The sequence below is a fragment of the Streptomyces sp. SID13666 genome (assembly GCF_010548325.1).
In the GTDB taxonomy this organism is placed as follows: domain Bacteria; phylum Actinomycetota; class Actinomycetes; order Streptomycetales; family Streptomycetaceae; genus Actinacidiphila; species Actinacidiphila fildesensis.
Window position 1 is genome coordinate 97432 of the sequence record NZ_JAAGLX010000021.1, and the last position, 26313, is coordinate 123744.

General features: G+C 71.9%; 19 protein-coding genes and 1 pseudogene. 11 read left to right on the forward strand and 9 right to left on the reverse strand.

Annotated features, from left to right (window positions below; genetic code table 11):
- Positions 1 to 3: 3 nt before the first annotated feature.
- Positions 4 to 2634 carry a fibronectin type III domain-containing protein gene (locus G3I60_RS25105; RefSeq protein WP_164295234.1) on the reverse strand — a complete coding sequence of 877 codons (2631 nt, stop codon included), beginning with the start codon at positions 2632 to 2634 and terminating at the stop codon, positions 4 to 6.
- Positions 2635 to 2985: 351 nt separating this feature from the next.
- Here G3I60_RS25105 and G3I60_RS25110 point away from each other — a divergent pair, with 351 nt between their 5' ends.
- The gene (locus G3I60_RS25110; protein ID WP_203673764.1) at positions 2986 to 5232 is read left to right on the forward strand and encodes an MMPL family transporter; all 2247 of its coding nucleotides are present in this window, start codon (positions 2986 to 2988) and stop codon (positions 5230 to 5232) included.
- A 109-nt stretch (positions 5233 to 5341) separates the two neighbouring features.
- Here the strand turns inward: G3I60_RS25110 and G3I60_RS45680 are convergent.
- Positions 5342 to 5665 (reverse strand): annotated as a pseudogene (locus G3I60_RS45680) (CGNR zinc finger domain-containing protein); the annotation flags it as partial.
- A 287-nt stretch (positions 5666 to 5952) separates the two neighbouring features.
- Between G3I60_RS45680 and G3I60_RS25120 the strand changes: the two are divergent.
- Positions 5953 to 6912 carry an aminoglycoside phosphotransferase family protein gene (locus G3I60_RS25120; protein WP_164295235.1) on the forward strand — a complete coding sequence of 320 codons (960 nt, stop codon included), beginning with the start codon at positions 5953 to 5955 and terminating at the stop codon, positions 6910 to 6912.
- A gap of 225 nt (positions 6913 to 7137) precedes the next feature.
- Here G3I60_RS25120 and G3I60_RS25125 read toward each other — a convergent pair whose 3' ends face one another.
- Together G3I60_RS25125 and G3I60_RS25130 are read right to left on the reverse strand one after the other, a co-directional pair.
- Positions 7138 to 7926 carry a 3'-5' exonuclease gene (locus tag G3I60_RS25125; protein WP_164295236.1) on the reverse strand — a complete coding sequence of 263 codons (789 nt, stop codon included), beginning with the start codon at positions 7924 to 7926 and terminating at the stop codon, positions 7138 to 7140.
- 106 nt (positions 7927 to 8032) lie between these two features.
- A complete protein-coding gene (locus G3I60_RS25130) occupies positions 8033 to 9274 on the reverse strand; it encodes an SAV2148 family HEPN domain-containing protein (RefSeq protein WP_187145341.1) in 1242 nt (413 codons plus the stop codon).
- Positions 9275 to 9559: 285 nt separating this feature from the next.
- On the opposite strand from G3I60_RS25130, the gene glgX reads away from it, so the two are divergent.
- Both glgX and treY read left to right on the forward strand, forming a co-directional pair.
- Positions 9560 to 11680: a glycogen debranching protein GlgX gene (gene glgX / locus G3I60_RS25135; RefSeq protein ID WP_164295237.1), complete on the forward strand. Its 2121-nt coding sequence runs from the start codon at positions 9560 to 9562 to the stop codon at positions 11678 to 11680.
- A gap of 51 nt (positions 11681 to 11731) precedes the next feature.
- Positions 11732 to 14077 (forward strand): malto-oligosyltrehalose synthase, encoded by a 2346-nt coding sequence (treY, locus tag G3I60_RS25140; protein ID WP_164295238.1) that lies wholly within the window; start codon positions 11732 to 11734, stop codon positions 14075 to 14077.
- Here treY and G3I60_RS25145 read toward each other — a convergent pair.
- On the reverse strand, positions 14067 to 15032 hold the full coding sequence (locus G3I60_RS25145) for a LysR family transcriptional regulator (protein WP_164295239.1): 966 nt from the start codon (positions 15030 to 15032) through the stop codon (positions 14067 to 14069). The genes treY and G3I60_RS25145 overlap by 11 nt on opposite strands.
- Before the next feature lie 28 nt (positions 15033 to 15060).
- Complete coding sequence (locus G3I60_RS25150) at positions 15061 to 15822, reverse strand: SDR family oxidoreductase (protein ID WP_138354316.1); 762 nt, start codon at positions 15820 to 15822, stop codon at positions 15061 to 15063.
- A gap of 148 nt (positions 15823 to 15970) precedes the next feature.
- Here G3I60_RS25150 and G3I60_RS25155 point away from each other — a divergent pair, with 148 nt between their 5' ends.
- The 4 genes from G3I60_RS25155 (at position 15971) to G3I60_RS25170 (ending at position 20542) form a co-directional block, all read left to right on the forward strand.
- Entirely contained in the window at positions 15971 to 16810 is an 840-nt protein-coding gene (locus G3I60_RS25155; protein WP_164295240.1) for a helix-turn-helix transcriptional regulator, read from the forward strand.
- Between the two features lie 132 nt (positions 16811 to 16942).
- The gene (locus G3I60_RS25160; RefSeq protein ID WP_164295241.1) at positions 16943 to 17866 is read left to right on the forward strand and encodes a zinc-binding dehydrogenase; all 924 of its coding nucleotides are present in this window, start codon (positions 16943 to 16945) and stop codon (positions 17864 to 17866) included.
- On the forward strand, positions 17866 to 19293 hold the full coding sequence (locus G3I60_RS25165; RefSeq protein WP_164295242.1) for an MFS transporter: 1428 nt from the start codon (positions 17866 to 17868) through the stop codon (positions 19291 to 19293). The genes G3I60_RS25160 and G3I60_RS25165 overlap by 1 nt, the downstream gene beginning before the upstream one ends.
- A gap of 100 nt (positions 19294 to 19393) precedes the next feature.
- Entirely contained in the window at positions 19394 to 20542 is a 1149-nt protein-coding gene (locus tag G3I60_RS25170) for a low temperature requirement protein A (protein ID WP_164295243.1), read from the forward strand.
- On the opposite strand, the gene G3I60_RS25175 is transcribed toward G3I60_RS25170, so the two are convergent.
- Entirely contained in the window at positions 20485 to 20994 is a 510-nt protein-coding gene (locus G3I60_RS25175; RefSeq protein WP_138354311.1) for a GNAT family N-acetyltransferase, read from the reverse strand. The two genes, G3I60_RS25170 and G3I60_RS25175, sit on opposite strands and share 58 nt — an antisense overlap.
- 175 nt (positions 20995 to 21169) lie before the next feature.
- On the opposite strand from G3I60_RS25175, the gene G3I60_RS25180 reads away from it, so the two are divergent.
- The 3 genes from G3I60_RS25180 (at position 21170) to G3I60_RS25190 (ending at position 24170) form a co-directional block, all read left to right on the forward strand.
- Positions 21170 to 22078 carry a GNAT family N-acetyltransferase gene (locus tag G3I60_RS25180; RefSeq protein ID WP_164295244.1) on the forward strand — a complete coding sequence of 303 codons (909 nt, stop codon included), beginning with the start codon at positions 21170 to 21172 and terminating at the stop codon, positions 22076 to 22078.
- A 146-nt stretch (positions 22079 to 22224) separates the two neighbouring features.
- Positions 22225 to 23985: a malto-oligosyltrehalose trehalohydrolase gene (gene treZ / locus G3I60_RS25185; RefSeq protein ID WP_343241262.1), complete on the forward strand. Its 1761-nt coding sequence runs from the start codon at positions 22225 to 22227 to the stop codon at positions 23983 to 23985.
- Complete coding sequence (locus tag G3I60_RS25190) at positions 23982 to 24170, forward strand: hypothetical protein (protein WP_138354309.1); 189 nt, start codon at positions 23982 to 23984, stop codon at positions 24168 to 24170. The genes treZ and G3I60_RS25190 overlap by 4 nt, the downstream gene beginning before the upstream one ends.
- A 36-nt stretch (positions 24171 to 24206) precedes the next feature.
- On the opposite strand, the gene G3I60_RS25195 is transcribed toward G3I60_RS25190, so the two are convergent.
- A complete protein-coding gene (locus tag G3I60_RS25195) occupies positions 24207 to 25151 on the reverse strand; it encodes a PPK2 family polyphosphate kinase (RefSeq protein WP_164295246.1) in 945 nt (314 codons plus the stop codon).
- 19 nt (positions 25152 to 25170) lie between these two features.
- A complete protein-coding gene (gene zapE / locus G3I60_RS25200; protein WP_343241263.1) occupies positions 25171 to 26283 on the reverse strand; it encodes a cell division protein ZapE in 1113 nt (370 codons plus the stop codon).
- Positions 26284 to 26313: the final 30 nt, after the last annotated feature.

A 26313-nucleotide genomic window follows, 5' to 3' on the forward strand; every position in this document is an offset into this window, starting at 1 on the left:
GCGTCAGGCGGCGGGTGTGGTGCCGTTCGCGGTCACCGAAGGACCGGTTCCCGCGGCGGTGACCGCCGCGATGGTGACCTGGTACGCGGTGCCCGGGGTGAGACCGCCGATGACGCGGAACATCCCCTTGCCGGACGGCTGGGTGACGAGCGTGTCCCGGCCTGCGACCTCGATCGTGCGGCCGTCGGAGACGGTGATCAGATAGCCCGTGACCTCGGCGGCGCCGGTGTTCACCGGCGGCGTCCAGACGACGGTCGCCGCGTGCGCCTGGGCGCGCAGTTTCGCCCCGGTGGGTGCGGCGGACAGCGTCGTCACGGCGGCGGGCACCAGAGGATTCGACGGCAGCGAAGCCGCCCCGCTTCCACGGGAGTTGGCCGCGCTCACGGCGACGGTGTACGGCTCACCGGGCCGCAGCCCCGTGACGCGGAGGTAACCGCGGGTGCGGAACTCCGCGGCCGTGACCGGCACCGTCGCCGCCTCATGGCCCGCGGCGTCGTACACATGCGCCGTGTAGGACGTCACGGGCGCTCCCCCGTCGGCGAAGGTGGGGTTGAAGGTGACGACCAGCGCGGTCGTGCCACCGGAGCTGGTGCCGACGCGTGACGGTGCCTCAGGGGTGCTGAGTGCGCCGATCCGCCGGTTGAGCAGCCCGCGGTAGGCGGGTTCGAGGCCCGCGTTGGCGACGATCGCGGCGGGGGCGTCGGACGGAGCGGCGATGATGCGGTTGCCGGTGGTGACGAGTCCCTTGTTGTCACCGTCCCCGGTGCCCTCCTCCCACCAGTTGTCCTTGACGAGGGTCGGGTCGTTGTTGCCGAGCGCGTCGCGGAAGTCGGTGTGGCGGCTGGCGACGTTCGCGTACGAGGCGCCGTAGAGGACGTTGCCCTGGACCGTCTCGTACGTGCAGCCGTTGTCGGTGTAGACGCTCTTGCCCAGGCCCCACTGTCCGTGGATGACGTTGCCGGTGACCTTCTCGCCGTCGGCGATCGAGGTGCCGGTCAGCCCCTGCGTGTAGATGCCGCCGCCGTCGTCCAGCATCTGCATGTAGTCGAAGATGAGGTTGTCGCGTACGGCGTTGTCGTGGCCGGCGTTCGGGGTCGCGGGCGAGCCGATCTTGTCGGGCCAGCCGCCCCAGCCCAGCGAGATCGCGGAGTAGCCGACGTGGTCGATCTGGTTGTGGGCGATCGTGGTGTGCTGGGTGTAGCCGTTGAGGATCGCGACCCCGCCGTGGAATTCGCGGGGCAGCGCGTAGAGGTGGTTGTCGGTGACCTGGACGCCGGTGGCGGGTTCGGCGCCGTCGACGCCGCCGATCTCCAGGCCGTTGCCGGAGATGTCGGTGAAGATGCTGCCGCTGACCCGGGCGTCCTGCGTCCCGGTGCCCAACTCCAGTCCCGCCGCGCCGAGATGCGCGAACACATCACCGGAGAACTCGACGCCTCGGCTGTACGCGAGCGAGACGTTGCCCGGCATCTTCGTCCAGTCGGCGAACGGGCAGGTACCGCCCTCGACGAAGTGGCAGAGACCCTGGGTGGCCCAGCCGGTCGGCCCGGTGATCGTGTAGCCGGCCTGGATCTCGGAGAATCCGCCGGGACCCGACGGGGTCAGCCAGGTCGCGTAGCTGAACTGCAGCCCGCGGAAGGAGACGTCGCGCAGGGGCGCGGCGGCCGTTCCGCCGCCGTCGATCAGCTTCTGTGCGACCGGGGCCTCGACATCGGCGTGCCGTGGGTCCTCGCCGGGGCGCGGCAGGTAGTAGACGGTGTGGGCCTTGCGGTCGAAGTACCACTCGCCGGGCTGGTCGAGCAGCTCGTAGGCGTTCTCGATGTACGAGGCGTGGCCGCTGTTGGTGAGCTTGCCGGGGCCGACCATGCTGACGGTCCGGCCGGGGATGTCGGGGAATTCAACACGTCTGTTGGAATTGTCCCAGCAGGGCTGGGCCATCGTGATCGTGGTGCCGGTGGCGGAGGCGAGGGGGCAGCGTGGCTCGGTCCACTGGCCGAGGCCGTCGCGGTCGATGTTCCACAGCGACTCGCCGCTGGTGTAGACGAACTCGGCGTCGCCGATGTTCCGCCAGCCGGCGAGCGTGCCGGCGGAGGCCGTGTAGCCGGTGGCGGTGGCGGTCAGTCCGACGGGCACCTGGCCACGGGCGCGCTGGGCGCGCACCCCGTCGACGTACAGCTGCCGGGTGTTGGTGAGCCCGCTCGGCGCGGGCGCGGACCACAGTCCCGGCCGGCCGGCGACCTGGTGCCAGCCGGTCACCTGGCGGCCACCGCTGATGACCGCGGACCCGGCGCCGTCCCAGATCACCCGGTGGCCGTTGCTCCCGGAGTCGCGGGCGTCGAGCACGAGGGGCTTGGACTGCCGGTAGGTGCCCGGGGCCAGATGGACGGTCAGATCGGCGGTGAGGTGCCCGGCGCGTGCGCGGGCGAGGTCGCGGGCGTGTTCCAGGGTGCGGACGGGGTGCTTGGTGGTGCCGGCGGCGTGGTCGTCACCGGCCGGGGAGACATAGACATCGCGAGACGCGGCCGCCGGTGCTCCGGCGGCCGGGGATATTCCGGTGGTGGCGAACGCGGCGACGGCCGCCAGCGAAGCGCAGACGGCTGCGGCTCTGCGGCGAACGGGCCTCAGGGGTGCGGGCATGGTCCCTCCCGTGGGATCGGCCTCGTAAGTGCCGGAAACATACGACCACTGACAGTCCATGGTCAAGGAAATACGCAGCAATCACCGCTTCACTGCAGGGAAGTTGGCTGATTCATCGGAGCACTGGATGATGGTTTCCTTAGGCGATCTTTATAGATGTAAGGGACCGGCGTCCTCTGGGGGTGGGGATAGCCTCCCCTGGATGGGGGAGAACCCCCACCGCCAAGTCACCTGGAAGCCTGATGGGTCGGCCGCCCCTCAGCCCCTAGCGTCATGGGTGAAGCAAGCGGTGCGGTGCCGCTGCCATGACGAGGGGGAACCGTGAGTCGCGGACGCGCACACGGCAGCAAAATGGGAATCGCTGCGGCAATGGGTGGCTGGAGCGCCCGGCACCGCTGGACCGCCGTCATCGGCTGGCTGGTCTTCGTGGTCCTCGCGCTGGCCATCGGGCAGATGGCCGGCCGGGTGGACGCCAGCCAGGAGGAAGGCCTCCCGGGTGAGGTCAGCCAGGCGGCGGGGATCATCGACGACGCGGGCATCAAGGGTGCCGCCGGCGAGATGGTGCTCATCCAGGTCAAGTCCGGCGGCACGGTCACGGATCCCGCGGTCCACACCGCCGTGGACGCCGTCATAGCCGCGGTCAAGACCACCGGCCAGGCCACCAACATCACCTCGCCCTACGACACCAAGGCGATCTCCGCGGACCAGAAGTCCGCACTGGTCCGGTTCGAGATGACCGGTGACAAGAAGACCGCCAAGGAGCGCGTCACCAAGGTCACCGACGCGGTCGCGGGAACGCAGGCCAAGTACCAGGACCTGCGGATCGAGGAGTTCGGCGACGCGAGCTCCGAGAAGGTGCTCGGTGACGCGTTCGGCGACGACTTCAAGACCGCCGAGTTCTCCGCGGTCCCGGTCGCCCTCGGCATCCTGCTGATCGCCTTCGGCGCACTGGTCGCCGCCCTGCTGCCGGTCCTCCTCGCGGTGACCGCCTTCGTGGCGACCACCGGTCTGGTCGCGGTCGTCAGCCACCTGGTGCCGATGAGCGACACCGCCAACTCCGTGATGCTGCTGGTCGGTCTGGCCGTCGGCGTCGACTACTGCCTGTTCTACCTGCGCCGCGAGCGTGAGGAGCGGGCCGCGGGACACGACGCGCAGACCGCCATCAAGATCGCCTCGGCGACGTCCGGCCGCGCCATCCTCATCTCCGGCATCACCGTGATCGTCGCGATGGCCGGCATGCTCTTCACCGGCATCGCGGACTTCAAGGCCATGGGCGTGGCCACCATGATGGTCGTCGCGGTCGCCATGTTCGGCTCCGTGACCGTCCTTCCCGCGCTGCTCTCGCTGCTCGGCCACCGGGTCGAGAAGGGCCGCATCCCGTTCCTCAACCGCGCCCGGAAGAACACCCCGCAGCGCTCCGCCACGAGCAACAGCCGCTTCTGGACGGCCGTTCTCACCCCCGTGCTGCGCAACCCGAAGACCGCCACCGTCATCGCCGGCGGCGCGCTGATCCTCATCGCCTCCCCGGCGCTCGGGCTGCACACCGCGAACCTCACGATGAACCAGGAGCTCGGCGACGACCTGCCGATCATCCAGACCTACGACCGCATCAACGTGGCGTTCCCCGGCGGCCCCGACCCGGCGCACGTGGTCGTCAAGGCCGACGACATCAACGCGGCACCCGTCAAGCAGGCGATCGAGGACTTCCGGGCCGAGGCCGTCTCGAAGGGCGCCAGCAAGGGCCCGGTCACCGTGGTCGTCCACGCCAAGGAGAACATCGCGCAGATCGACGTCCCGCTGGCGGGTGGCACGGACAAGACCAAGGCCGAGGCCGGACTGGTCCAACTGCGGGACGAGATACGGCCCGACACGCTCGGCAAGGTCCCGGGGCTCGAAGCGCCCATCACCGGTCAGACGGCCGGCTCGATGGACTTCACCAACAAGATCACGAGCAGCGTCCCGCCGGTCTTCGCCTTCGTGATCGTCTTCGCCTTCCTCCTGATGCTGCTGTCCTTCCGCTCCCTCACCATCGCCGCCACCTCCATCGTCCTCAACCTGCTGTCGGTGGGCGCGGCCTACGGTGTCCTCGCCGCCGTCTTCCAGCACGGCTGGGGCGCGGGGCTGGTGGGTGCCACGGGAACCGGCGCGGTCGTCGCCTGGCTGCCGCTCTTCCTCTTCGTGATCCTGTTCGGGCTGAGCATGGACTACCACGTCTTCGTGGTCTCCCGGATCCGCGAGGCCAAGATGCGCGGCCTCAGCACCCAGAGCGCCATCCAGCACGGCATCACCACCACGGCGGGCGTCGTCACCAGCGCGGCGGTCATCATGGTCGCGGTGTTCGCCATCTTCGGAACGCTCTCCATGCAGAGCATGAAGCAGATGGGCGTCGGCCTGGCGGTGGCCGTCCTCATCGACGCGACCGTCATCCGCGGGGTCCTGCTCCCCGCCGTCATGGCCCTGCTCGGTGAGCGCAACTGGTACCTGCCCAAGTGGCTCGGCTGGCTCCCGGACATGACCCACGACGAGGCCGTGCTGGCCCCGCCGGTGCCCGCCTCGGCCGGCCGCCCGGCCGAGGAGTACGACGCGGCCCGCGTCTGACCTTCTCCCGCTCACTGCCGGCCCGGTCTCTCACGGGGGAGACCGGGCCGGCCCATGTCCTCTTCCGCACAGCGCCCAGGGGCGCCGCACCCCTGCCACCGCCGGTCCCTCAGCCGGCGGTGGCCGCGTGCTTGGCCGCGTACCGCCGCGCCTTGGTGCGGTTGCCGCAGACCCGCAGGGAGCACCAGCGGCGGCTGCGGTTCTTGGAGACGTCCCAGAAGACCCAGGCGCAGGCGTGCTCGGCGCAGCGCTTGAGGCGGGCGGCCTCGCCGGTGATGACCAGTTCGGTCCAGGCGACGGCGATCAGAGCCAGCGCGTTTCTGGCGGGCGGCAGTTCCGGCGCCGGGAGCAGGGCGGCGGAGGTGCCGCGCCGGCCGGTGCTCAGCAGCGGGAGTTCGCGCAGCGCCTCGTCCGCGGCGAGGATCAGGGCCGGGAGGACGAGGAACCACACGCCCCGGTCATGACGCCGCGGGCGGGTCCTGGGTGGCGCGGTGGCCAGGGTCACGGCAGGCGGGCTCCTTCGCGCGGCTCCGTCGGACGGTCCGCCCGGCCGGCGCGGAGCCGACCCCGGCGGGCCCCGTCATGGTCCGGACCCCCGGGCGGCCCGTCAAGACCATGTGACGGCACGTCGGCTCCGGGGCCGGCGGCTGCGGGCACCTGCCCGCGGGCAGGTGCGAGACTGTCGGTGATCATTCGAACGGGGAACGGCGGAGGGCAGTCGTGGGGCAATCGGGCACGGCGTTCACGGAGGAACGGGCACGGGCCGTCCTGGCGGCAGCGGCGAGGCCCGCGGCGGCTTCCGCGGCGGCCACCACTACGGCCTCCGCTACGGATCCGGCGGGCTCCGGGGCGCCGGACGCCGCCGGGGTTCGGCTGCTGGCGCTGGGCGAGAACGCGGTGTTCGCGGTGGGCGACGGTCTCGTCGTCAAGATCGGCCGCAGCGCCGAACTGCTCGAGCGCGCCGAGCGCGAGGTGCGGATCGCCGGCTGGCTGGCGGAGCACGACGTGCCGGCGGTCCGGGCCGCCACGCCGCAGGCCCGGCTGGTCGATGGCCATCCCGTCACGTACTGGGTGCGGCTGCCCGAGCCGGTACGCCCCGCAGGACCCGCCGACCTCGCCGGACTGCTGCGGCTGGTGCACGCGCTGCCGGAACCGTCGGGGCCGTCCGCTCCGGTGCTGCCGCCGCGTGATCTGCTGGGCGGGGTGGAACGCTGGCTGCGGCTCGCGGGCGACGCCATCGATCCGGCGGACGCCGCGTATCTGCGCGACCGGCGGGACGGATTCGCCGCGGCCGCCGCCGCGCTGACGCCCCGGCTGCCGCGCGGCCCGGTGCACGGCGACGCGCTGCCGCGCAACGTCCAGGTCGGCCCCGACGGGCCGGTGCTGATGGACCTGGAGACGTTCTCCACCGATCTGCGCGAACACGATCTGGTGGTGATGGCGCTCAGCCGGGACCGCTACGGTCTCGACCCGGCCGCCTACGACACCTTCACGGCGGCCTACGGCTGGGACGTGCGCGAGTGGGACGGCTGCGCCGTGCTGCGCGGCGCGCGGGAGACCGCCAGCTGCGCCTGGGTCGCCCAGCACGCGCCCGCGAACCCCGCGGCACTCGCCGAGTTCCGCCGCCGCGTCGCGTCGCTGCGCGACGGCGACCCAGAGGTCCGCTGGTACCCGTTCTGACGCACGGGCCCTTCGGACCGCAACCTTGACGACAGCCCCGGCCGGTCCACGCGCTCCGGCACGCCGACCCCGTCCGACCGTCCGGCCCGAAGCCCGAGCCCCGATCCGCGCAGCTCCCGCGGGTCAGCTCCCACCCTAGAAGTCCGCGCGGCGCGCGCGGGATGCCGGCGCGGCCCGGTGCGCCGTCGGCGCCCCGACCCCGACGACCCCTCGGCGGCCGAGCGGTCAGCGCGACCCGCGGCCGCCCGGAACATCCGGTTCGTCCAGCAGCTGAACGTCGGACGGGCCGGTGCGCTGCTGCGGCAGCAGCGCGTCCAGCCGCAGCGGCCAGGACGCGTCGACGACGGCCTCCGGGTCGCGGTCGCGGCGCAGCCACTTCTGGTAGCCGGTGGCCCAGTCGGTGTACCAGCGGATCTGGGAGCGGTGCAGGTCCCAGAGGTCGGCGTCGCCCACCTCCGCGTACCGCTCGCCCAGCGCGCGGGCGACCCGGACGGCGGCGAGTGCGTCGGCGCCCGCCTCGTGCGCGTCGTCCAGCACCACCCCGTACACCGCGCAGGCCGCCTCCAGATTGCGCTTGCCCTTGCGGTACTTGTCCAGCGCCCGGTCCATGACCAGCGGATCCAGGACCGGTCCGACGGCCGGGCCGGGGGCGCCGCCGAGGCCCGGCAGCTCATGGCGGCGCAGCTCGGCGGCGAGCAGGCTCAGGTCGAAGGGGGCGTTGTAGACGACGACCGGTACACCGTCCGCCCAGTACTCGCGCAGCGCGCGGGCTATCTCGGCGACGGCCTCCCGGGCAGGACGGCCCTCGGCCACGGCCCGCTCGGTCGTGATGCCGTGGATCGCGGTCGCGCCCTCGGGAATGGCCACGCCGGGATCGACGAGCCACTCCCGGTGCCGTATCGGCTCACCGCCCTTGACCTCGGTGACCGCGGCCGTGACGATCCGCGCCTCGTGCGGATCCGTCCCCGTCGTCTCCAGGTCGAAGCCGACCAGCAGCTCCCGATGCCATGCCATGCGCCTACCTCCCACTGGTCCCCCGTGTGCTCTGCCATCCTCTCGTGCACCACTGACAGTGGGTCCCCCGGGTGTCAGGAGACCGCCCCGGGTGTCACGACACCGGTCAGGAAACCGGCCGGGAGTCGGCCCAGACTCCTTCGAACTCCTCGCGGTAGACGTCGAAGAGTCCGCTGTGCTCACCGCGCCGGTCGTCCTTGACGACATGGCGCGAGGGACCGCGCAGCACCATCACCGGGACCTCCATCCCGCGGGCCTTGCGCAGATAGGACTGGACGACCGCGAGGCCGTCGGCGCTGTCGCCGTCGACGAGGTACGCGGTGAAGCGCGGGGTCTCGTCGAAGACCCGGATCTCGAAGGCCGCGGGGTCGCGCAGCCGGGCCCGGACCCGGCGCATGTGCATGATGTTCATCTCGACGGAGCGGCTCAGCTCGCCGCGCCCGAGCCCGAGCTCGCGCTCCCGGCGGCGGACCGCGCTGCTGGCGGGGTTGAGGAAGAGCAGCCGGATACGGCAGCCGGACTCTGCGAGCCGCATCAGCCGGCGGCCGGAGTAGTTCTGCACGAGGAGGTTCAGGCCGATGCCTATCGCGTCCAGCCGGTGCGCCGATCCGAAGAGGTCCTCGGCGGGCAGCTGGCGCTGGAGCCGGACCCGGTCGGAGTAGACGCCGACGACATCGGCGTAGCGGTCGGCGACCAGTTCCTCGACGACGTCGACGGGGAGCCGGTCGGCGGCGGCGTAGCCGGAGCCGGAACCGAGGATGTCCAGCAGCCGGGCGGCGGCCCGTTCGGCCTGCGCGAGGACGGTGCGGGACAGCGCGCGGTTGCGGGAGACGACATGCCGGGCGACCTCGAGCTCGTCGAGCGCGAGTTCGAGATCGCGGCGCTCGTCGAAGTACGGCTCGAAGCACGGCCAGTGCTGAACGACGAGTTCCCGCAGCTGCGGGAGGGTCAGGAAGCTGAGGATGTTGTCGTCGGCGGGGTCGAGCAGGAAGCCCTTGCGGCGGCTGACCTCACGGACGGCGGCAGCGCGCTGCACCCATTCGTGTCCGGCCGGGCCCGCGGCGGCGACCACCCACTCCTCGCCGTGCACGGGCTCGTAGATCGGGCGCAGCACGGCGTTCACGACGGCGCGCAGGCGCTGCTCGACGAGGTTGAGCCAGACGTATGCCCGCCCGGCGCGGCTGGCACGGGTGCGCACCTCCGCCCAGGCGTCGGCGCCCCAGTCCAGTTCCGCTCCTATCTCCAACGGCTGCGCGAGCGTCACCGCGCCGGGCGCACCGTCGGCAGTGGCGCCGCTCTGGTCTCCCTGATCTCCGCCACTGGGGAGCACAAGGCCTCCCGACGTCACCACGCCACCGCCTCCCTCCCCCGTCCACGATCAAGGAAGGCTACTGCCCACCGGGTGGCACCGCAGCCCTATCGACCCTACTTGACTACAACCGCATCGCGTCATCACCCTTACGGTTGCTGGCCGTTGGGACACCGGGTGACGTACGGAACCCTTTCCGGCGAAGATCCGATCTTCGCAAATGGCACTTTTGCTCCCACATCTACGCGAAGATAAAGCGTTGACAACGATGTGACCGGGCGAGCGGCCTACCGTCATCCGGTCCCGGAGTGGAAGAGTCGCGACATGCAAGTCTGGCCGGGTACGGCATATCCCCTCGGCGCCACGTACGACGGCGCGGGCACCAATTTCGCCCTCTTCTCCGAAGTAGCCGAGCGCATCGAACTGTGCCTGCTGCACGACGACGGCTCCGAGACGGCCGTGGAGCTGCGGGAGGCCGACGCCTTCGTGCGGCACGCCTATCTGCCGGGCGTGATGCCGGGCCAGCGGTACGGATTCCGGGTGCACGGCCCGTACGAGCCGGCCAAGGGCAACCGCTGCAACTCGTCGAAGCTGCTCATGGACCCCTATGCGAAGGCCGTGAGCGGGTCGATCGACTGGGACGAGGCGGTGTACGGCTACCAGTTCGGCCAGCCGGAGACCCGCAACGACCAGGACTCGGCACCGCACACCATGACCTCGGTCGTGGTGAACCCGTACTTCGACTGGTCCGACGACCGGCCGCCGCGGATCGACTACCACCGCATGGTGATCTACGAGGCCCACGTCAAGGGCCTGACGATGCTTCACCCCGATCTGCCCGAGGAGATCCGCGGCACCTACGCGGCCCTCGCACACCCGGCGGTCATCGGCCACCTGGTGGAACTCGGCGTCACCACGCTGGAGCTGATGCCGGTCCATCAGTTCGTGCTGGACCACCGGCTGGCGGACGCGGGGCTGAACAACTACTGGGGTTACAACACCATCGGTTTCTTCGCCCCGCACAACACGTACTCCTCGCTGGGCGACCGGGGCCAGCAGGTCCTGGAGTTCAAGACGGCGGTGCGGGCGCTGCACGCCGCCGGCATCGAGGTGATCCTCGACGTGGTCTACAACCACACCGCAGAGGGCAGCCATCTGGGGCCGACGCTGTCCTTCCGGGGGCTCGACAACGCGTCGTACTACCGGCTGGGCGACGACAAGCGCTATTACATGGACACCACCGGCACCGGCAACTCGCTGCTGATGCGCAGTCCGCACGTACTGCAGATGATCATGGACTCGCTGCGTTACTGGGTCACCGAGATGCACGTGGACGGATTCCGCTTCGACCTCGCGGCGACGCTGGCCCGGCAGTTCCACGAGGTGGACCGCCTGTCGTCCTTCTTCGACCTGGTGCAGCAGGACCCGGTGGTCAGCCAGGTCAAGCTGATCGCCGAGCCGTGGGACGTCGGCGAGGGCGGCTACCAGGTCGGCAACTTCCCGCCGCTGTGGGCCGAGTGGAACGGCAAGTTCCGCGACACCGTCCGGGATCTGTGGCGGGGCGAGAACGCCACCCTCGCGGAGTTCGCCTCCCGGCTGACCGGCTCCTCGGACCTCTACCAGGACGACGGCCGCCGCCCGCTGGCCTCCATCAACTTCGTGACCTGCCACGACGGCTTCACCCTCAACGACCTGGTCTCGTACAACGACAAGCACAACGAGGCCAACGGCGAGGACAACCGCGACGGCGAGAGCCACAACCGCTCGTGGAACTGCGGCGAGGAGGGCGAGACCGAGGATCCGGGCATCCTGGCCCTGCGCGGCCGCCAGCTGCGGAACTTCATCGCCACCCTGATGCTCTCCCAGGGCGTGCCGATGCTCTCGCACGGCGACGAGTTCGGCAGGACCCAGCGCGGCAACAACAACGCGTACTGCCAGGACAACGAGCTGGCCTGGGTGCGCTGGCCGAAGGCGGGCGAGACGGGGGCGCAGCGGCTGCACGAGTTCATCCGCACCATGGTCTGGCTGCGCCGCGACCATCCGGTCTTCCGCCGCCGGCGCTTCTTCCACGGCCGTCCGGTGGAGGGCACCCACGACGAGCTCTCCGACATCGCCTGGTTCACCCCCGAGGGCGAGGAGATGGCCCAGCGGGACTGGCAGGCGGCGCACGCCAAGTCGCTGGTGGTGTTCCTCAACGGCAGCGCGATCTCCGAGCCGGGCGCGCGCGGCGAGCGGATCACGGACGACTCCTTCCTGCTGCTGTTCAACGCGCAGGCCGAGGAGCTGGAGTTCGTGGTTCCGGTCAACCACGGCAAGGAGTGGCAGCTGGTGGTGGACACCGGCCGGGCCGAAGGTGTGGAGCCGGGCAGCGGGCGGAAGGTCAAGGCCGGCGACCGGCTGCAGCTGACCGACCGGAGCCTGGTGGTGCTGCAACGCCCGGCGTAATCGATGGACTGATGTGATCGTAGGACCGTGCGGCGGGGTACGCACTCCTGCATGACCCCGCCGACGGCCGCCGTGCCCACTGCCACCTACCGGCTGCAGCTGCAACCGGACTTCACGTTCACCGACGCCGAGGCGGTGGTGCCCCGCCTCGCCGCGCTCGGCGTCTCCCATCTGCATCTGTCCCCGGTGCTCCAGGCCGCGCCCGGCTCCACGCACGGGTACGACGTGGTCGACCACACCCGGATCAGCGAGGTGCTGGGCGGTGAGGAGGGGCTGCGGGCGCTGTCCCGCACCGCCCGCGCGCACGGTCTCGGCCTCGTCCTGGACACCGTGCCCAACCACATGGCGGTGCCGGCTCCGGAGTACCTCAGCCGCCCGCTGTGGTCGGTGCTGCGGGAAGGGACGGACTCCCCCTACGCCCGGTGGTTCGACATCGACTGGGCGGCGCTGGACGGCAAGCTGCTGATGCCGGTCCTGGGGGCCCCGCTCGACGAGGTGCTGGGCCGGCTGCGCGTCGAGGACGACAAGGCGCTCGGCGAGCCGGTGCTGCGCTACTACGACCATGCCTTCCCGCTGCGCGCCGGCACCGAGGAGCTCCCGCTGCGCGCGCTGCTCGACGCCCAGTGGTACCGGCTCGCCCACTGGCGGGAGGCCAGGACCGATCTCAACTACCGGCGTTTCTTCACGATTTCCGATCTGATCGCGGTCCGGGTCGAGGACCCTGAGGTCTTCGACGCGACCCACGCCAAGCTGCTGGAGCTGCTGCGCGAAGGCGTCGTGGACGGTCTGCGCATCGACCATCCCGACGGTCTCGCCGACCCCGCCGGATATCTGCGCCGGCTCGCCACCGCGACCGGCGGCCGCTGGACCGTGGTGGAGAAGATCCTCGGCCACGACGAGCGGCTGCCCGCCGACTGGGCCTGCGCCGGGACCACCGGGTACGACTCCCTGGACCGGGTCGACGGGCTGTTCGCCGATCCGGCCGGGGTGGAGCGGATCACGGCGGGGTACGCCGACTTCACCGGCCAGGACGCCGACCGGGGCGGCGAGTGGGCACCGACCGCGCGGCGCGCCGCGTACAAGATCGTGACACGGGACCTGGCCGCCGAGGTGAGCCGGCTCGGGCGCACCGCCGCCCGCGCACTGCCGGACCGGGATCCGGCGGTGCTGCGCCGGGCCATCCGCGAGCTGCTGGTCCGGCTGCCGGTCTACCGCCCGTACGTCGTGCCGGGCGAGGACGCGCCGGCCGAGGCGGTCACGATGCTGGAGACCGCGGCCCGTGAGGCGGGGGTGCCGGCCGCGGCGGAGATCCGTGATCTCGCGCTGGGAGCGGACGCCGGGTTCGCGGTCCGCTTCGCCCAGGTCGCCTCCGCGCTGCACGCCAAGGCCGTCGAGGACACCGCCTTCTACCGCTGGTACCCGCTGCTGCCGCTCAACGAGGTCGGCCGGGACCCCGCGTACCCCACCACCGCTCCGGAGGAGTTCCACGCCTTCTGCGCCCGCCTCCAGCGCGACTGGCCGGCCACCGGCACCGTCCTGTCCACCCACGACACCAAGCGCAGCGCCGACGTCCGCGCCCGGCTCGCCGCGATCTCGGAGCACCCGGCCCTGTGGCGGTCCTGGCTGCGCCGCGAATCGGACCATCTGCGCAGCTACTTCACCCGTGCCGGCATTCCGCTGGTCGACCGGCACGCCGAGTACCTGGCCTGGCAGTACGCCGTGGTCTTCTGCAGCTACGGCGCCGAGGACGTGGTCGCCGCGACACTGCTGAAGTCGGAACGCGAGGCGGGGCTGCGCACCAGCTGGACGGAGCAGGACACGGCGTACGAGAAGCGGCTCGACACCTTCACCCGCGAGCTGATCACCGGGCCGACCTACTACGCGACCGCCGATATCTCCCGCGCGATCGAGGCTCCCTCACAGGTCAACCGGCTCGGCGCGGTGCTGCTGCATCTGACGATGCCGGGCGTGCCGGACATCTACCAGGGCGACGAACACCCCCAGCTGCTCCTCGTCGATCCCGACAACCGCCGCCCGTACCGGCCGGGCGTCCGGCGGTCGGGCGGGCCGGACGGACCGAAGGAGCTGGTGACGACGACGGCGCTGCTGCTGCGCCGCGAGCACCCCGGCTGGTTCGGCCCCGAGGCGACGTACGAGCCCCTGCACGCCACCGGTCCGGCCGCCGCCCACTGTGTCGCCTTCGTCAGGACCGGCCGCTCGATCACCGCCGTCACCCGGCTCTCGCACGGCCTGGAGCAGGCGGGCGGCTGGCGTGACACCGAGCTGGCGCTGCCGCCGGGCGACTGGACCGACCGGCTGACGGGCACTCACCACCGCGGCACCGTATCCGTCGCGGACCTGTTCGCGACGCATCCGGTGGCGCTGCTCACGGCGTAGCGCCACCGGCTCCGAGAGCTCCCCGGTCGGTGTCGGGGAGCCAGTGCCTGGCGGGGTCGTAGGCCAGCCAGTCGTGGGTCCGCGCGGTGCGCGCGAAGGCGTCGAGGAGCGGTGCCAGCGCCGGGTGGCTCTCGCTCGCACGCCAGATGACGTGCCAGGCGTAGAGCGGCGTCGGGTCCACGACGGGGATCTCGACCAGGCCGGTGCCGGGCGGGATCTCCACATCGGTGGGCAGCAGCGAGAAGAGGTCGGGGCGGCCGCGCAGGTGGCCGAGGAAGGGTTCGAGACCGAGGTTGATCCCGCCGAAGTCCCCCGGGATGTCGAAGCGTTCCACGAAGCTCCGGAGGAATTCGAGCTTCTCCATCGCGGCCGGGAACCACAGCCGGCCGGCCCGCAGATCGTCCGGCCGCAGCGCCGATGCGGTGGCGAGCGGGCTGTCCCGGCTCAGCACCGCCTTGACCGGGTCGAGGCGCACCAGCCGGCGGGTGAGGGTGCGTGGCCACGGCTCGTCCAGGCCGTGGGTGCGGCCGAGCGCGAAGTCGATCTCGTCGGCCCGCAGACCGGCCAGCGCCGTCACGAATCCGGGCCGCAGGCTCAGCTCGATGTCCAGGTCCGGCTGTTCCCCGACGACCAGCCGGATCGTCCGCAGCGGGACGAACATATGGCCCCACACGGTCACCCGCAGCGGGCGCTCGCTGTGCCGCGCGGCCGCCACCGCCGCCTCCCCGGCCCGTACGACGTCCTGGGCGGGCCCGAGGAACCGCTGCCCGGCGGGGGTCAGTCCGACGCTGTGCCCGGTGCGGTCGAAGAGCCGCACGCCGAGCGCGTCCTCCAGGCGGGCGATGCGCTTGGACAGCGCCTGCTGGCTGAGGAACAGCTCGGCGGCCGCCTGTCCGAAGTGCAGCCGCTGCGCCGTGACGACGAAGGCCCTGACCTGCGCGAGATCGAGATCCACCGCCGACGTTCCCCCGTTCCGGTACGGCTCATGCCTGCCGGGTCGGCTGCACGATCACCTGGCGCAGGTTAACGTGCGCGGGGCGGCTGGTGACAAACCCGATGATGTCGGCGATCTCGTCCGACGACAGCGTGCCCATCGCCTCGTACATGCCCCCGAGCTGCGCCGACAGCTCCTGGTTGTCGATGTGGTGGCCGAGCTCGGTGTCGGTCAGCCCCGGCTCGATGTTGGTGACGCGGACGTCGCGCGGACCGAGTTCGGAGCGCAGCAGCGCCGACAGATGGGTGAGCGCGGCCTTCGTCGCCCCGTAGACGGCGTAGTTGGGGAAGATCAGGTGCGCACCGATCGACGAGATGTTGACCAGGTCGGCGGGCCGGTGCTCGGCCGCGGCGGCGACGAGGTCGGCGGTGAAGGCGCGGATGATCCGCAGCACGCCCGTCACATTGGTGTCGATCATGCGGGACCATTCGTCGATCCGGCCGTCGTCGAGCGGGTTGGGCAGCATGACGCCGGCCGAGTTCACCACCAGGTCGACGGGTCCGTACGCCTGGTGGATCCGGTCGGCGGCCGCGTCCACGGACGCGCCGTCGGTGACGTCGACCGGTACGGCCAGCGCCTGGCCGCCGGCCGCGGCGATCTTCCCGGCCAGCTCGTCCAGCCGGTCCGCGCGGCGGGACAGCAGCGCGACCCGGGCGCCGTGCGCGGCGAGCAGCCGGGCGGTGGCCTCACCCATGCCGCTGGCGGCTCCGGTGACGACTGCGGTGCGGCCGGCGAGGTTGTCGTAGCTCATGAGGAAGTGCTCCCTGAAGTGGTGGTGCGGGGGTGTCCTGCTGACGGGCTCCACTCTGCGACCGATCGCGAGGGCCACCCAGGGCTGTGCTTTTCCTGGGTCCGGCAGTACCAGGCTGGCTTTCCGGCAGCGCTCTAGGCTGCTGTCCATGGACAGTGATCTGAGCGGTTTCCTGCAGTCGCGCCGCGCCCGTATCCAGCCGGACGACGTGGGCCTTCCCTCGCACGGCCGGCGGCGGGTGCCGGGGCTGCGCCGCGAGGAGGTCGCCCAGCTCGCCGGGGTGAGCGTGGACTACTACATCCGGCTGGAGCAGGGCCGCGGCCAGAACGTGTCCGACGCCGTCCTCGACGCGATCGCCCGGGTGCTGCGGCTCGACGAGACCGAGCAGGAGCACCTGCGGGCGCTGGCCCGGCCGGCCCGTACCGCCCGCACGGCGTCGCGCGGCAGCCGGCGGGTACGGCCGGGGCTGCGGCTGCTGCTCGACTCGATGGGCGGGCCGGCCTTCGTCCTGGGGCGGCGGATGGACGCCCTGGCGTGGAACGCGCTCGGTGACGCCGTCTGCGGGTTCTCCGCATACCCGGACGGCGAGTGCAACATCGCCCGGTCGGTGTTCCTGGACGAGCAGACCCGCGGCCTGTACCCGGACTGGAACGCGGTGGCCGCCGAGACCGTCGCGTATCTGCGGCTGGACGCGGGGCGGCACCCGGACGACCAGCGGATGGCCGCGCTGATCGGCGAGTTGTCGCTCAAGAGCGACGAGTTCCGGCGGCTGTGGGCCGATCATCTGGTCAAGGAGAAGACCTACGGGGTGAAGCGGATCGCCCACTCCGTCGTCGGGGAGCTGGACTTCGGCTACGAGACGCTCACGCTGCCCGGTGATCCGGACCAGACGCTGGTCGCGTACACCGTCGCGCCGGGCTCGAAGACGGCCGAGCGGCTGGCGCTGCTCGCCAGTTGGATCACGGAGCCGGCCGTCCGGACCCTGTGACGTCCCCTGGAGTGCACTGACAACCGACGGTTGTCGAGACCGCCAAAAGGCTGTTGGACACACCCTCTGACCTGCGGCTTTTCTTGATCTCAGCGCGGCACACCCGCACCGCGCCGGATCGAGGAACAGACGATGAAGGCACTGCTGCCCACCGGGCGTCCCGACGGCCTGGTGGTCCTGGGCGACACCGAGGAGCCCCGGCCCGCGCCGGACGAGGCGCTGGTCAAGGTCGAGGCGTTCTCCGTCAACCGGGGTGAGGTCTTCCGGCTGCACACCCCGCAGCCGGGGCAGCGGCCCGGCAAGGACATCGCGGGCCTGGTCGTCCAGGCCGCGGCCGACGGGTCCGGGCCGCGGGCCGGACAGCGGGTCGTCGGTCATCCGGTGGGCGGCGGCTGGGCCGAGTACGCGGCGGTCCGCACCGACGCGCTCGCCGTCCTGCCGGACGGCGTCTCCTCGATCCGCGCCGCCGCGCTGCCGCTGGCCGGGCTCACCGCGCTGCGGCTGCTGCGCACCACCGGCTGTGTGTCCGGGCATCCGCTGCTGCTCACCGGCGCGTCCGGCGGCGTCGGCCACTACTTCACCGAACTGGCCATCGGCGCGGGCGCCGAGGTCACCGCCGTCACCGCGACGCCCGAACGCGGCAAGCGGCTGGCCGAGTTCGGCGCGACCGTCGTCCATGACCTGGGCGACGCCCGCGGGCCGTTCCACACGGTGCTGGAGTCGGTGGGCGGCGCGACCACCGCCCGGGCGCTGGCGCTGCTGCGGCCGCGCGGCACGATGATCTGGTTCGGCCAGGCGTCCCGCGAGCCCGCCGAGCTGAGCTTCTTCGGGTTCTTCAAGGGCCCCCGCTCCGGCACCGTGCGGCACTTCCACTACGAGCACTTCGACGAGGCGTTCGGCCCCGACCTGGCCGCCCTCGTCCGGCTGGTGGCGAACGACCGGCTGCACCCGGAGATCGGGCGCCTGACCGGCTGGCAGGACACCGCCGCCACTCTCAACGACCTCCGCGACCGGCGGATCACCGGCAACGCCGTACTCACGATCGGACAGCAGTGATGACCACCCTCACCAAGTCACCCGCCACCGAGGCAGGGGCCGCCGCCGGCCAGGACGGCATCCCCCGGATGACCCCCCGCCAGCGCCTCGTCCTCCTGCTGCTCCTCGGCTCGCAGTTCATGCTCGCCGTCGACTTCTCGATCCTCAACGTGGCGCTGCCCGACATCGGCCACGGCCTCGGCTTCTCGCTCGCGAACCTGCAGTGGATCGCCACCGCGATGATGCTGCCCGCCGCCGGGTTCACCCTGCTCTTCGGCCGGCTCGCCGACCTCGTGGGCCGCCGCCGGATGCTGCTGGCCGGCATGGGCCTGCTGGCCGCCGGATCACTGGCCGGCGGGCTCGCCACCGGTCCCGAGATGCTGCTCTGCGCCCGCGTCGCCCAGGGTCTGGCCTCCGCGATGGCCACCCCCGCCGCGCTCTCGCTCCTGACCACCTCGCTGCCGGAAGGCCCGCTGCGGGCCAGGGCGCTGGGCCTGAACGGCACCCTCCTGTCGGCCGGCTTCACCATCGGAGCGATCTTCGGCGGTATCCTCACCGACCTGCTGAGCTGGCGCTGGGCCTTCTTCCTCAACGTGCCCGTCGCGCTGGTCATACTCTTCACCGCCCCGGCCGTGATCGAGGAGAGCCGCGGCGCCCGCTCCAAGCTCGACGTCCCCGGTGCGATCACCGTCACCGGCGGGCTGCTCGCCCTGGTCTACGGCGTCACCCTGGCCGGCCAGCACGGCTGGACCGACACCACCGCGCTGGGCTGCCTCGCCGCCGCCGCTCTCCTGTTCCTCGCCTTCTGGCGCATCGAGCTGCGCGCCGAGGCCCCGCTCGCCCCGCTGCGGGTCCTGACCCGGCACACCGTCAAGTGGGGCAACTTCGGCGGCCTGATCACCTTCACCATGGAGAGCTCGGTCGTCTTCCTGCTGACGCTGTACATGCAGCAGGTGCTGGGCTACTCACCGCTCCGGACCGGCCTGTCGTTCTGCGGTATCGGTGTCGCCGCCTTCGTCGGCGGGATGGCCGCCCCGCGGCTCATCGGCCGCCACGGCACCCATACCGTCCTGTCCTGCGGGCTGCTCGTCCAGGCCCTCGCCACCGCCGCCTTCTTCTGGCTGGGCACCGACGGCGGCAGCGCCCTGACGCTGCTCCTGGCAGCCTCCGCGGCGGGCGCGTTCGGCCATATCGCGGCGATCGTCGGGTACATGGTCGCCGCGACCTCGGGTCTGCCCGACGACGAGCAGGGCCTGGCCACCGGGCTGACCTCGATGACCCAGCAGGTCGGCATCACGATGGGCATCCCGGTGCTCAGCGCGATCGCCACCGCCCGCACCACCGCCACCGGTTCGGTGCTGAGCGGCATCCACACCGCGCTGCTCGTCGACGCGGTGATCGTGCTGGCCGGCTCGGCCCTGGTCTTCGCCGGACTGCGCCGCCGGTAGACCCACAGCCGAACGGTGGAGTCCCGGTAACGGCCGGTGCCGTACAGGGACTCCACCGTTCCGCGTTCGAACACCTCGGCGATCACTCATACTCACCGGCGTGACCACCGACTTCATCGACTCCGCCGAGCAGGAGACCCTGCGGGTCAGCCCGCTGGAGCTCTTCTTCGACCTCGTCTTCGTCTTCACCATCACCCAGCTCACCGCCAGCCTCGCCCACCATCTCGACGGGGGCGGGCTGCTGCGCGTCGTGATCATGCTCGCGGTGATCTGGTGGATGTACGACGCGTTCATCTGGCTCACCAACGCGATGCCGCCCACCACCCACAGCCGGCGCGGGCTGATGCTCGCCGGCATGGCCGGCTTCCTGATCATCTCGCTGGCGATCCCGCACGCCTTCGACGGCAGCGGTGTCGTCTTCGGCCTCGCCTATCTCTTCGTCATAGCCGTGCACACCGGCACCTTCGCCGCCTCGGGGGTGGACCTGAGCTCGGTGGCCCGGATGGGCGCCCTGAACGTCCTCAACGCCGCCCTCGTCGTCATCGGCGGCTATCTGGAGGGCAGTGCGCAGCTCTCGCTGTGGGCGGTGTCCCTCGTCATCCAGCTCTCCACGCCCCGTCTGGTGGGCCTGGGGGAATTCACCATCCGCTGCGGCCACTTCGTCGAGCGGCACGGCCTCGTCATGATCGTGGCGTTCGGCGAGTCCGTGATCGCGATCGGCGTCGGAGCGGGCGACGCGCCGCTGACCGCCGGACGGGTCAGTGCCGCCGTCCTGATGCTCTGTGTCTGCCTCGGGCTGTGGTGGGCGTACTTCGGGCACGGGGACGACGAGCGGGGCGAGCGCGCCCTGGCGGAACTGCCCGCCCGGCAGCGGAACTTCGCGGCCGTGCGGATCTACAACCTCGGCCACTACGGCCTGCTGCTCGGTGTCCTGCTCTTCGCCGCGGGCGTGAAGTCCGCCGTCGGCCACGCCGGGGACCAGCTCGGCGACGCCCAGGCCTGGGCGCTCGCGGGCGGCATCGCGCTCTTCCTCACCGCCGACACCGCCATCCGCCGCGCCATCCGCCTCGGGCCGCTCCTCCCCCGGCTCTGCGCCGCGGCCCTGCTCGCCGCCACCGTCCCGCTCGGCACCCGCCTCACGGCGCTCGCCCAGGTCGGCGGCGCCGTCCTGGTGCTGGGTCTGTGCTTCGGCTACGAGGAGCTGACCGCGCGCAGCGCGCCCGCGTCGGCCGGCACCGTCCAGGCGTAGCGGCGCTTCTCCCGGGAGGTGGCGCCGAGGCGGTCGTAGAACCGGATGGCGCCCTCGTTCCAGACCGGCGTGTTCCACTGCACCTCCTGCAGACCGAGCGCCGCCGCCTCGGCCGCGACCGCGTCGATGAGCAGCCGGCCGAGGCCCAGGCCGCGGTGCTCGCCGTCGAGGAAGAGGCAGTCCATGTGCAGATACTCATGGCCGGACCAGGTGGCGAACTCGGGGGTGCAGGTCGCGTAGCCGGCCAGCGAGCCGTCCCGGAGCTGCGCCACGAGGCAGATCAGCCGGGGCTCGGCACGGTCGAAGAGCGCGTCGGCGAGCCGTTCCGCGAAGCCTGCGGCGGGCGGGTCGGCCTGCTCGTAGGCGGCATGGGAGATGGCGAGTTCCGCGACGCGCGGCAGGTCGGACCTGGTGGCATGCCGGACGACGGGTACTTCCTGGCGCTGGATCATCCGGCCAAAATAGTCCCTGGACAGCCTCTCCGGGACCGGGCTACGGTGTCCGCACGCCCAAGATGATCACGGAAGTAGGCAAGAGCGATGTCCGTCACGACCTCCCCGCGCTCCCGCCCTGACCACCGGGCGTCCCACATCTGACCGGGAGCGCGTCACTCTCCCGAAGGACCTCATGTCCGATCTGGTCATCCGTCCGCTCCTCGCGGGCGAAGCACATCTCTTCGCCTCCCTCGCCGATCCCGGTCTCGTCGGCCGCGCCATCCTCGGCGACCCGTACAGCATGGTCGGGGACGGCGGCGACTACCGCCCCGAATGGACCTGGGTCGCCCTGCGCGACGGTGTCGTCGTGGCTCGCGCCGCCTGGTGGGCGGGTGCCGACGACGAGAAGCCGAAGGCGCTCGACTGGTTCGACTTCGCCGAGGGCGAGGCCGACGCGGGGGTGCGGCTGCTCAGGACCGCCCCGCTGTACGGCGAGTACGACCTGCTGCTGCCGCCCGGCTGGCGCGAGCGGCCGGAGCTGCTGGCCGCCGCGCAGTCCCGGATCGACGCCGTCACCGCGGCCGGCCTCAAGCAGCTCGTCGAGCGCTACCGCTACACCTGGACCGCAGGCGACCCGCTCCCCGCGCGGACCGGTCGCCTGGAGTACCGGCCCGAGCCCGACGACGCGGTGATCCTGGACGTCGTGCGCCGCATCCAGCAGGACACCCTCGACGCGCACGACCGCGAGGAGATCGACAAGGCCGGGGGCGAGGCCGCCGCCGGCGCTTTCCTCGGCTGGCTCAACTGGCTGCCCTCACCGCGCGACTGGTGGCGGCTGGCCTTCACGCCCGAGGGTGAGCTGGCGGGCCTCCACATCCCGGCCCACAACCCGGCGGGCCCGACCATCGGCTTCATCGGCGTCGTCCCGGAGCAGCGCGGCCACGGCTACGCCTACGACCTGCTCGTCGAGTGCACGCAGGACCTCGTGGAGCAGGGCGCGGACCGTATCACGGCCGCCACCGACCAGGGCAACTTCCCGATGGCGGCGAACTTCGCGAAGGCCGGCTACCCCGTCTCCCAGGAGCGGATCAACTTCATCTGATCCCGTCGGCGAGCGCTGGGCTCCACAGGGCGGTGCGGCGTGCCGGGCGGCCGGGCCCTGATGCCCGGCCGCCCGCCGGACACTAGGGTGCGAAGGTCCGCGAAGGCCGAAGAACGTCCCCGAGGGACCGATCCGAGGAGCCGCCAGTGCTGTTCGAGGTGTGGGCGCCGAACGCGGCGCGCGTCGAGGTACTGACCGGGGACCGCACCCGTCCCCTGGCGCCGGATCCGGCCCGCGGCGGCTGGTGGCGTACCGAGGCGCCGGCCGGCCCGGACGGCCGTTACGCGTACGTCCTCGACGGCGGCCCACCGCTGCCGGACCCGCGCTCCCGGCGCCAGCCGGACGGCCCGGACGGCGCGAGCGCCGTCGTGGACCATGACGCCTTCGACTGGACGCTGCCGTGGGACGGCCGCCCGCTGCCGGGCGCGGTGCTGTACGAGCTGCACATCGGCACGTTCACCCGCGAGGGCACCTTCGACGCCGCGATCGGGCGCCTGCCGCATCTGGCCGCGCTGGGCATCACCCATGTGGAGCTGATGCCCGTCTGCCCGTTCCCCGGCACCCATGGCTGGGGCTACGAGGGTGTCTCGCTGTGGGCCGTCCACGAGCCCTACGGAGGGCCCGACGGGCTCAAGCGCTTCGTGGACGCGGCGCACGCGCACGGCCTCGGGGTGGTCCTGGACGTGGTCCACAACCATCTCGGCCCGTCGGGGAACCATCTCCCGCCGTTCGGCCCGTACTTCACCGACCGGCACCACACCCCGTGGGGCGACGCCGTCAACCTCGATGCCCCGGGTTCCGACGAGGTGCGCGCGTTCCTCATCGGCAGCGCGCTGGCCTGGCTGCGCGACTACCACCTCGACGGGCTGCGGCTGGACGCCGTGCACGCGCTCGTCGACACACGGGCGCTGCACTTCCTGGAGGAGCTGTCGGCGGCGGTCGACGCGCTGTCGGACTCGCTCGGCCGTCCGCTGTTCCTGATCGCCGAGTCCGACCTCAACGACCCGCGCACCACCACCCCCCGCGAGGCCGGCGGGCTCGGTCTGACCGCGCAGTGGAACGACGATCTCCACCACTGTCTGCACACCGCGCTGACCGGTGAATCCCAGGGCTACTACGCCGACTTCGCGCGTGAGCCGCTCACCGCGCTCGCCAAGACGCTGACCCGCGTCTTCTTCCACGACGGCAGCTACTCGTCCTTCCGCGGCCGCCGCCACGGCCGGCCGGTGGACCGTGCGACGACCCCGGCACACCGTTTCCTCGGCTACTCGCAGACCCATGACCAGATCGGCAACCGCGCCACCGGCGACCGGCTCACCCCGGAGCAGCTCGCCCTCGCCGCCGCGGTCGTCCTCACCTCGCCCTTCACCCCGATGCTCTTCATGGGCGAGGAGTGGGGCGCGGCCTCGCCCTGGCAGTTCTTCACCGATCACGACGCCCCGGAGCTCGCCGCGGCCATCACGCGGGGCCGCCGCCGGGAGTTCGCCGGGCACGGCTGGGCCGCCGAGGACATCCCGGACCCCCAGGACCCCGCCACCCGCCTGCGGTCCTGCCTCGACTGGTCGGAGCCCGACCGTGATCCGCACGCCCGGCTGCTCGGCTGGTACCGCGAACTGATCGCGCTGCGGCGGGCCGAGCCGGAGCTGTCCGGCGCCGGGCTCCTGACGCCGCCGCCCGACATCGGCATCACCGGGGCGGTGCTCACCGTGCGCCGCGGGCGTTTCCTGACCGCGGTGAACTTCTCGGACGCTCCGGCGGCCGTCCCGCTCACCGGCCCGTTCGCCGCCGAGCCGAAGGGGACCGCGGTCGCCGCGGCCTGGCCTCCCTGCGAGCCGCCCGGCCCGGACGGTGTGCTGCACCTGGCCGCCCGCGCGGCCGTGGTCCTGCGCAGTACGGTGGACGGGTGACCGAGTGCTACGCCGACCCCGGCGAACCCGAAGCGGCCCCCGCCCCGCCCCTCACCCAGCACGGGCCGCGCGCCGCCTGTGTGCTGTGCGGCAAGCCGACGGAGTATCCGGCCTCGCTGCCCGGCCTGACGATGTGCCCGGTCTGCGAATGGCAGGAGGCGCAGCGCACCGCCTGTTCCGGCTAGGGAACGACAGGCCCTGGCTCCGCACAGGACTCGCGGTCAGGATTCGAGCAGCCGTGCCCGGCACTCCTCGACGTCGAAATCGGCCTTCGGGTAGGCCGGGTCCATCAGCTCCAGGTGTTCCAGCAGCAGCTTGCTGATCGCCCAGTTCCGGTACCACTTGCGGTCGGCGGGGACCAGGTACCAGGGCGCGGCGTCGGTGGAGCACTTCTCCAACGCGACCTCGTACGCCCGCTGGTAGTCGGGCCACAGGGCCCGTTCCTCGATATCGCCGACGTTGAACTTCCAGTGCTTCTCGGGGTTGTCGAGCCGCTCCAGCAACCGGTCGCGCTGCTCGTCGTGGCCGATGTGCAGGAAGACCTTGACGATGGTGACTCCGTCGTCGACGAGCGACTCCTCGAACGCGTTGATGGTCCGGTAGCGCTTGGACCAGGTGGCGCGCGGCACCAGGTTCCGGACCCGGACGATCAGCACGTCCTCGTAGTGCGAGCGGTCGAAGATGCCCACCTCACCGGGGTGCGGCAGCGCCCGGCGGATCCGCCAGAGGAAGGGGTGCTGCTGCTCCTCGTGCGTCGGCGCCTTGAAGGCGCGCGTCCGCAGCCCGGACGGGTTGAACTGGCCGACGACGTGCTTGACCGTGCCGCCCTTGCCGGAGGTGTCCATGCCCTGCAGCACGAACAGCAGGGCGCGCGGGTCGCCCGCCGTGCTCTGCGCGAAGAGCCGTTCCTGCAGTTCGGCCAGGCGTACGCCCATCTCCGCGGTCTCGGCGAGCGCCTGCTTCTTGCCGGACGGCCCGCCGGGCGTGCCGGAGGTGTCGTGCGCCTTCAGCCGGACCGGGCCGCTGCCCGGTGTCACCCGCAGGAGTGAGCGGAGGTCGGCGACGGGCGCGTCCGCGTCGCCCTTCTTCCCGCTTTTGCCGCTCTTCGAGCCGGGTTCGTCCTTGCCGTGCTTGCCGGCCTTGTCGCTCCTGCCGTCCTTCGCCATGCCTCGATCCTGCGACGGATCAGGCGGTGGCGCCAGCGCCGGGGAGCTGCTTCGCGTCACGGGCGAGCGCGGTGAGCCGGGATATGGCGCGGAAGTACTTCTTGCGGTAGCCGCCGGCCAGCATGTCCTCGCTGAAGATCTGGTCGAACGGGGTGCCGGAGGCCATCACGGGCACCTCGCGGTCGTACAGCCGGTCGGCGAGGACCACCAGGCGCAGCGCCGTGGCCTGGTCGGTCACCGGCCGCACGTCCCGCAGGAAGACGGCGTCGACGCCGTCGCACAGGGCTCCGTAGCGGCTGGGGTGGACCCGTGCCAGGTGGTCGAGGAGCGGGCCGAAGTCGTCGAGCGAGGCTCCCGGCGTACGGTCCGCGGCCTCGGTGACCTGCCGGTCGGAGTACGGGGACGGGGCCTCGGGCAGCCCGCGGTGCCGGTAGTCCTGGCCGTCGATGCGCAACGGGAGGAAGCGTGAGGACAGCCCCTGGATCTCCCGCATGAAGTCGGAGGCGGCGAAGCGGCCCTCGCCGAGCTTGCCCGGCAGCGTGTTCGACGTCGCGGCGAGCTTCACGCCCGCGTCGGAGAGCTTGCCGAGCAGGGAGGAGACCAGCACGGTGTCGCCCGGGTCGTCCAGCTCGAACTCGTCGATGCAGACCAGCCGGTGGCCGCTCAGCGCCTGCACCGCCTGCTGGAAGCCGAGCGCCCCGACGAGGTTGGTGAGCTCCACGAACGTGCCGAAAGCCTTCAGCTCGCGCGGCGCGGGGGCCGCGTGCCAGAGCGAGGCGAGCAGGTGGGTCTTGCCGACGCCGTACCCGCCGTCGAGGTAGACCCCGCCGGGCCCGGCCGATGCCTGGGTCTCGCGGCGGAACCAGCGCTTCTTGCCGCCGTTGACCGCCGTCGCGCCGCCGAGGGTCGCCGCGAAGCCGCTGAGCGTCTTCACCGCGTCCGTCTGGCTGGGCTGATCGGGGTCCGGGAGGTAGTTGTCGAACCGGACGGTGTCGAAGCGCGGCGGCGGCACCATCTCGGCGACCAGCCGGTCCGCGGGTACCTGGGGCGTCCGGCCGCACAGGGTCGCCGGGCCTCCGGCGACGGAGGCGGAACCGGCGGTCTGGGCGAGGGCGGAGACAGGGGTTGACACAACCATTCAGCCTAGTCCCTCCGGCACGCA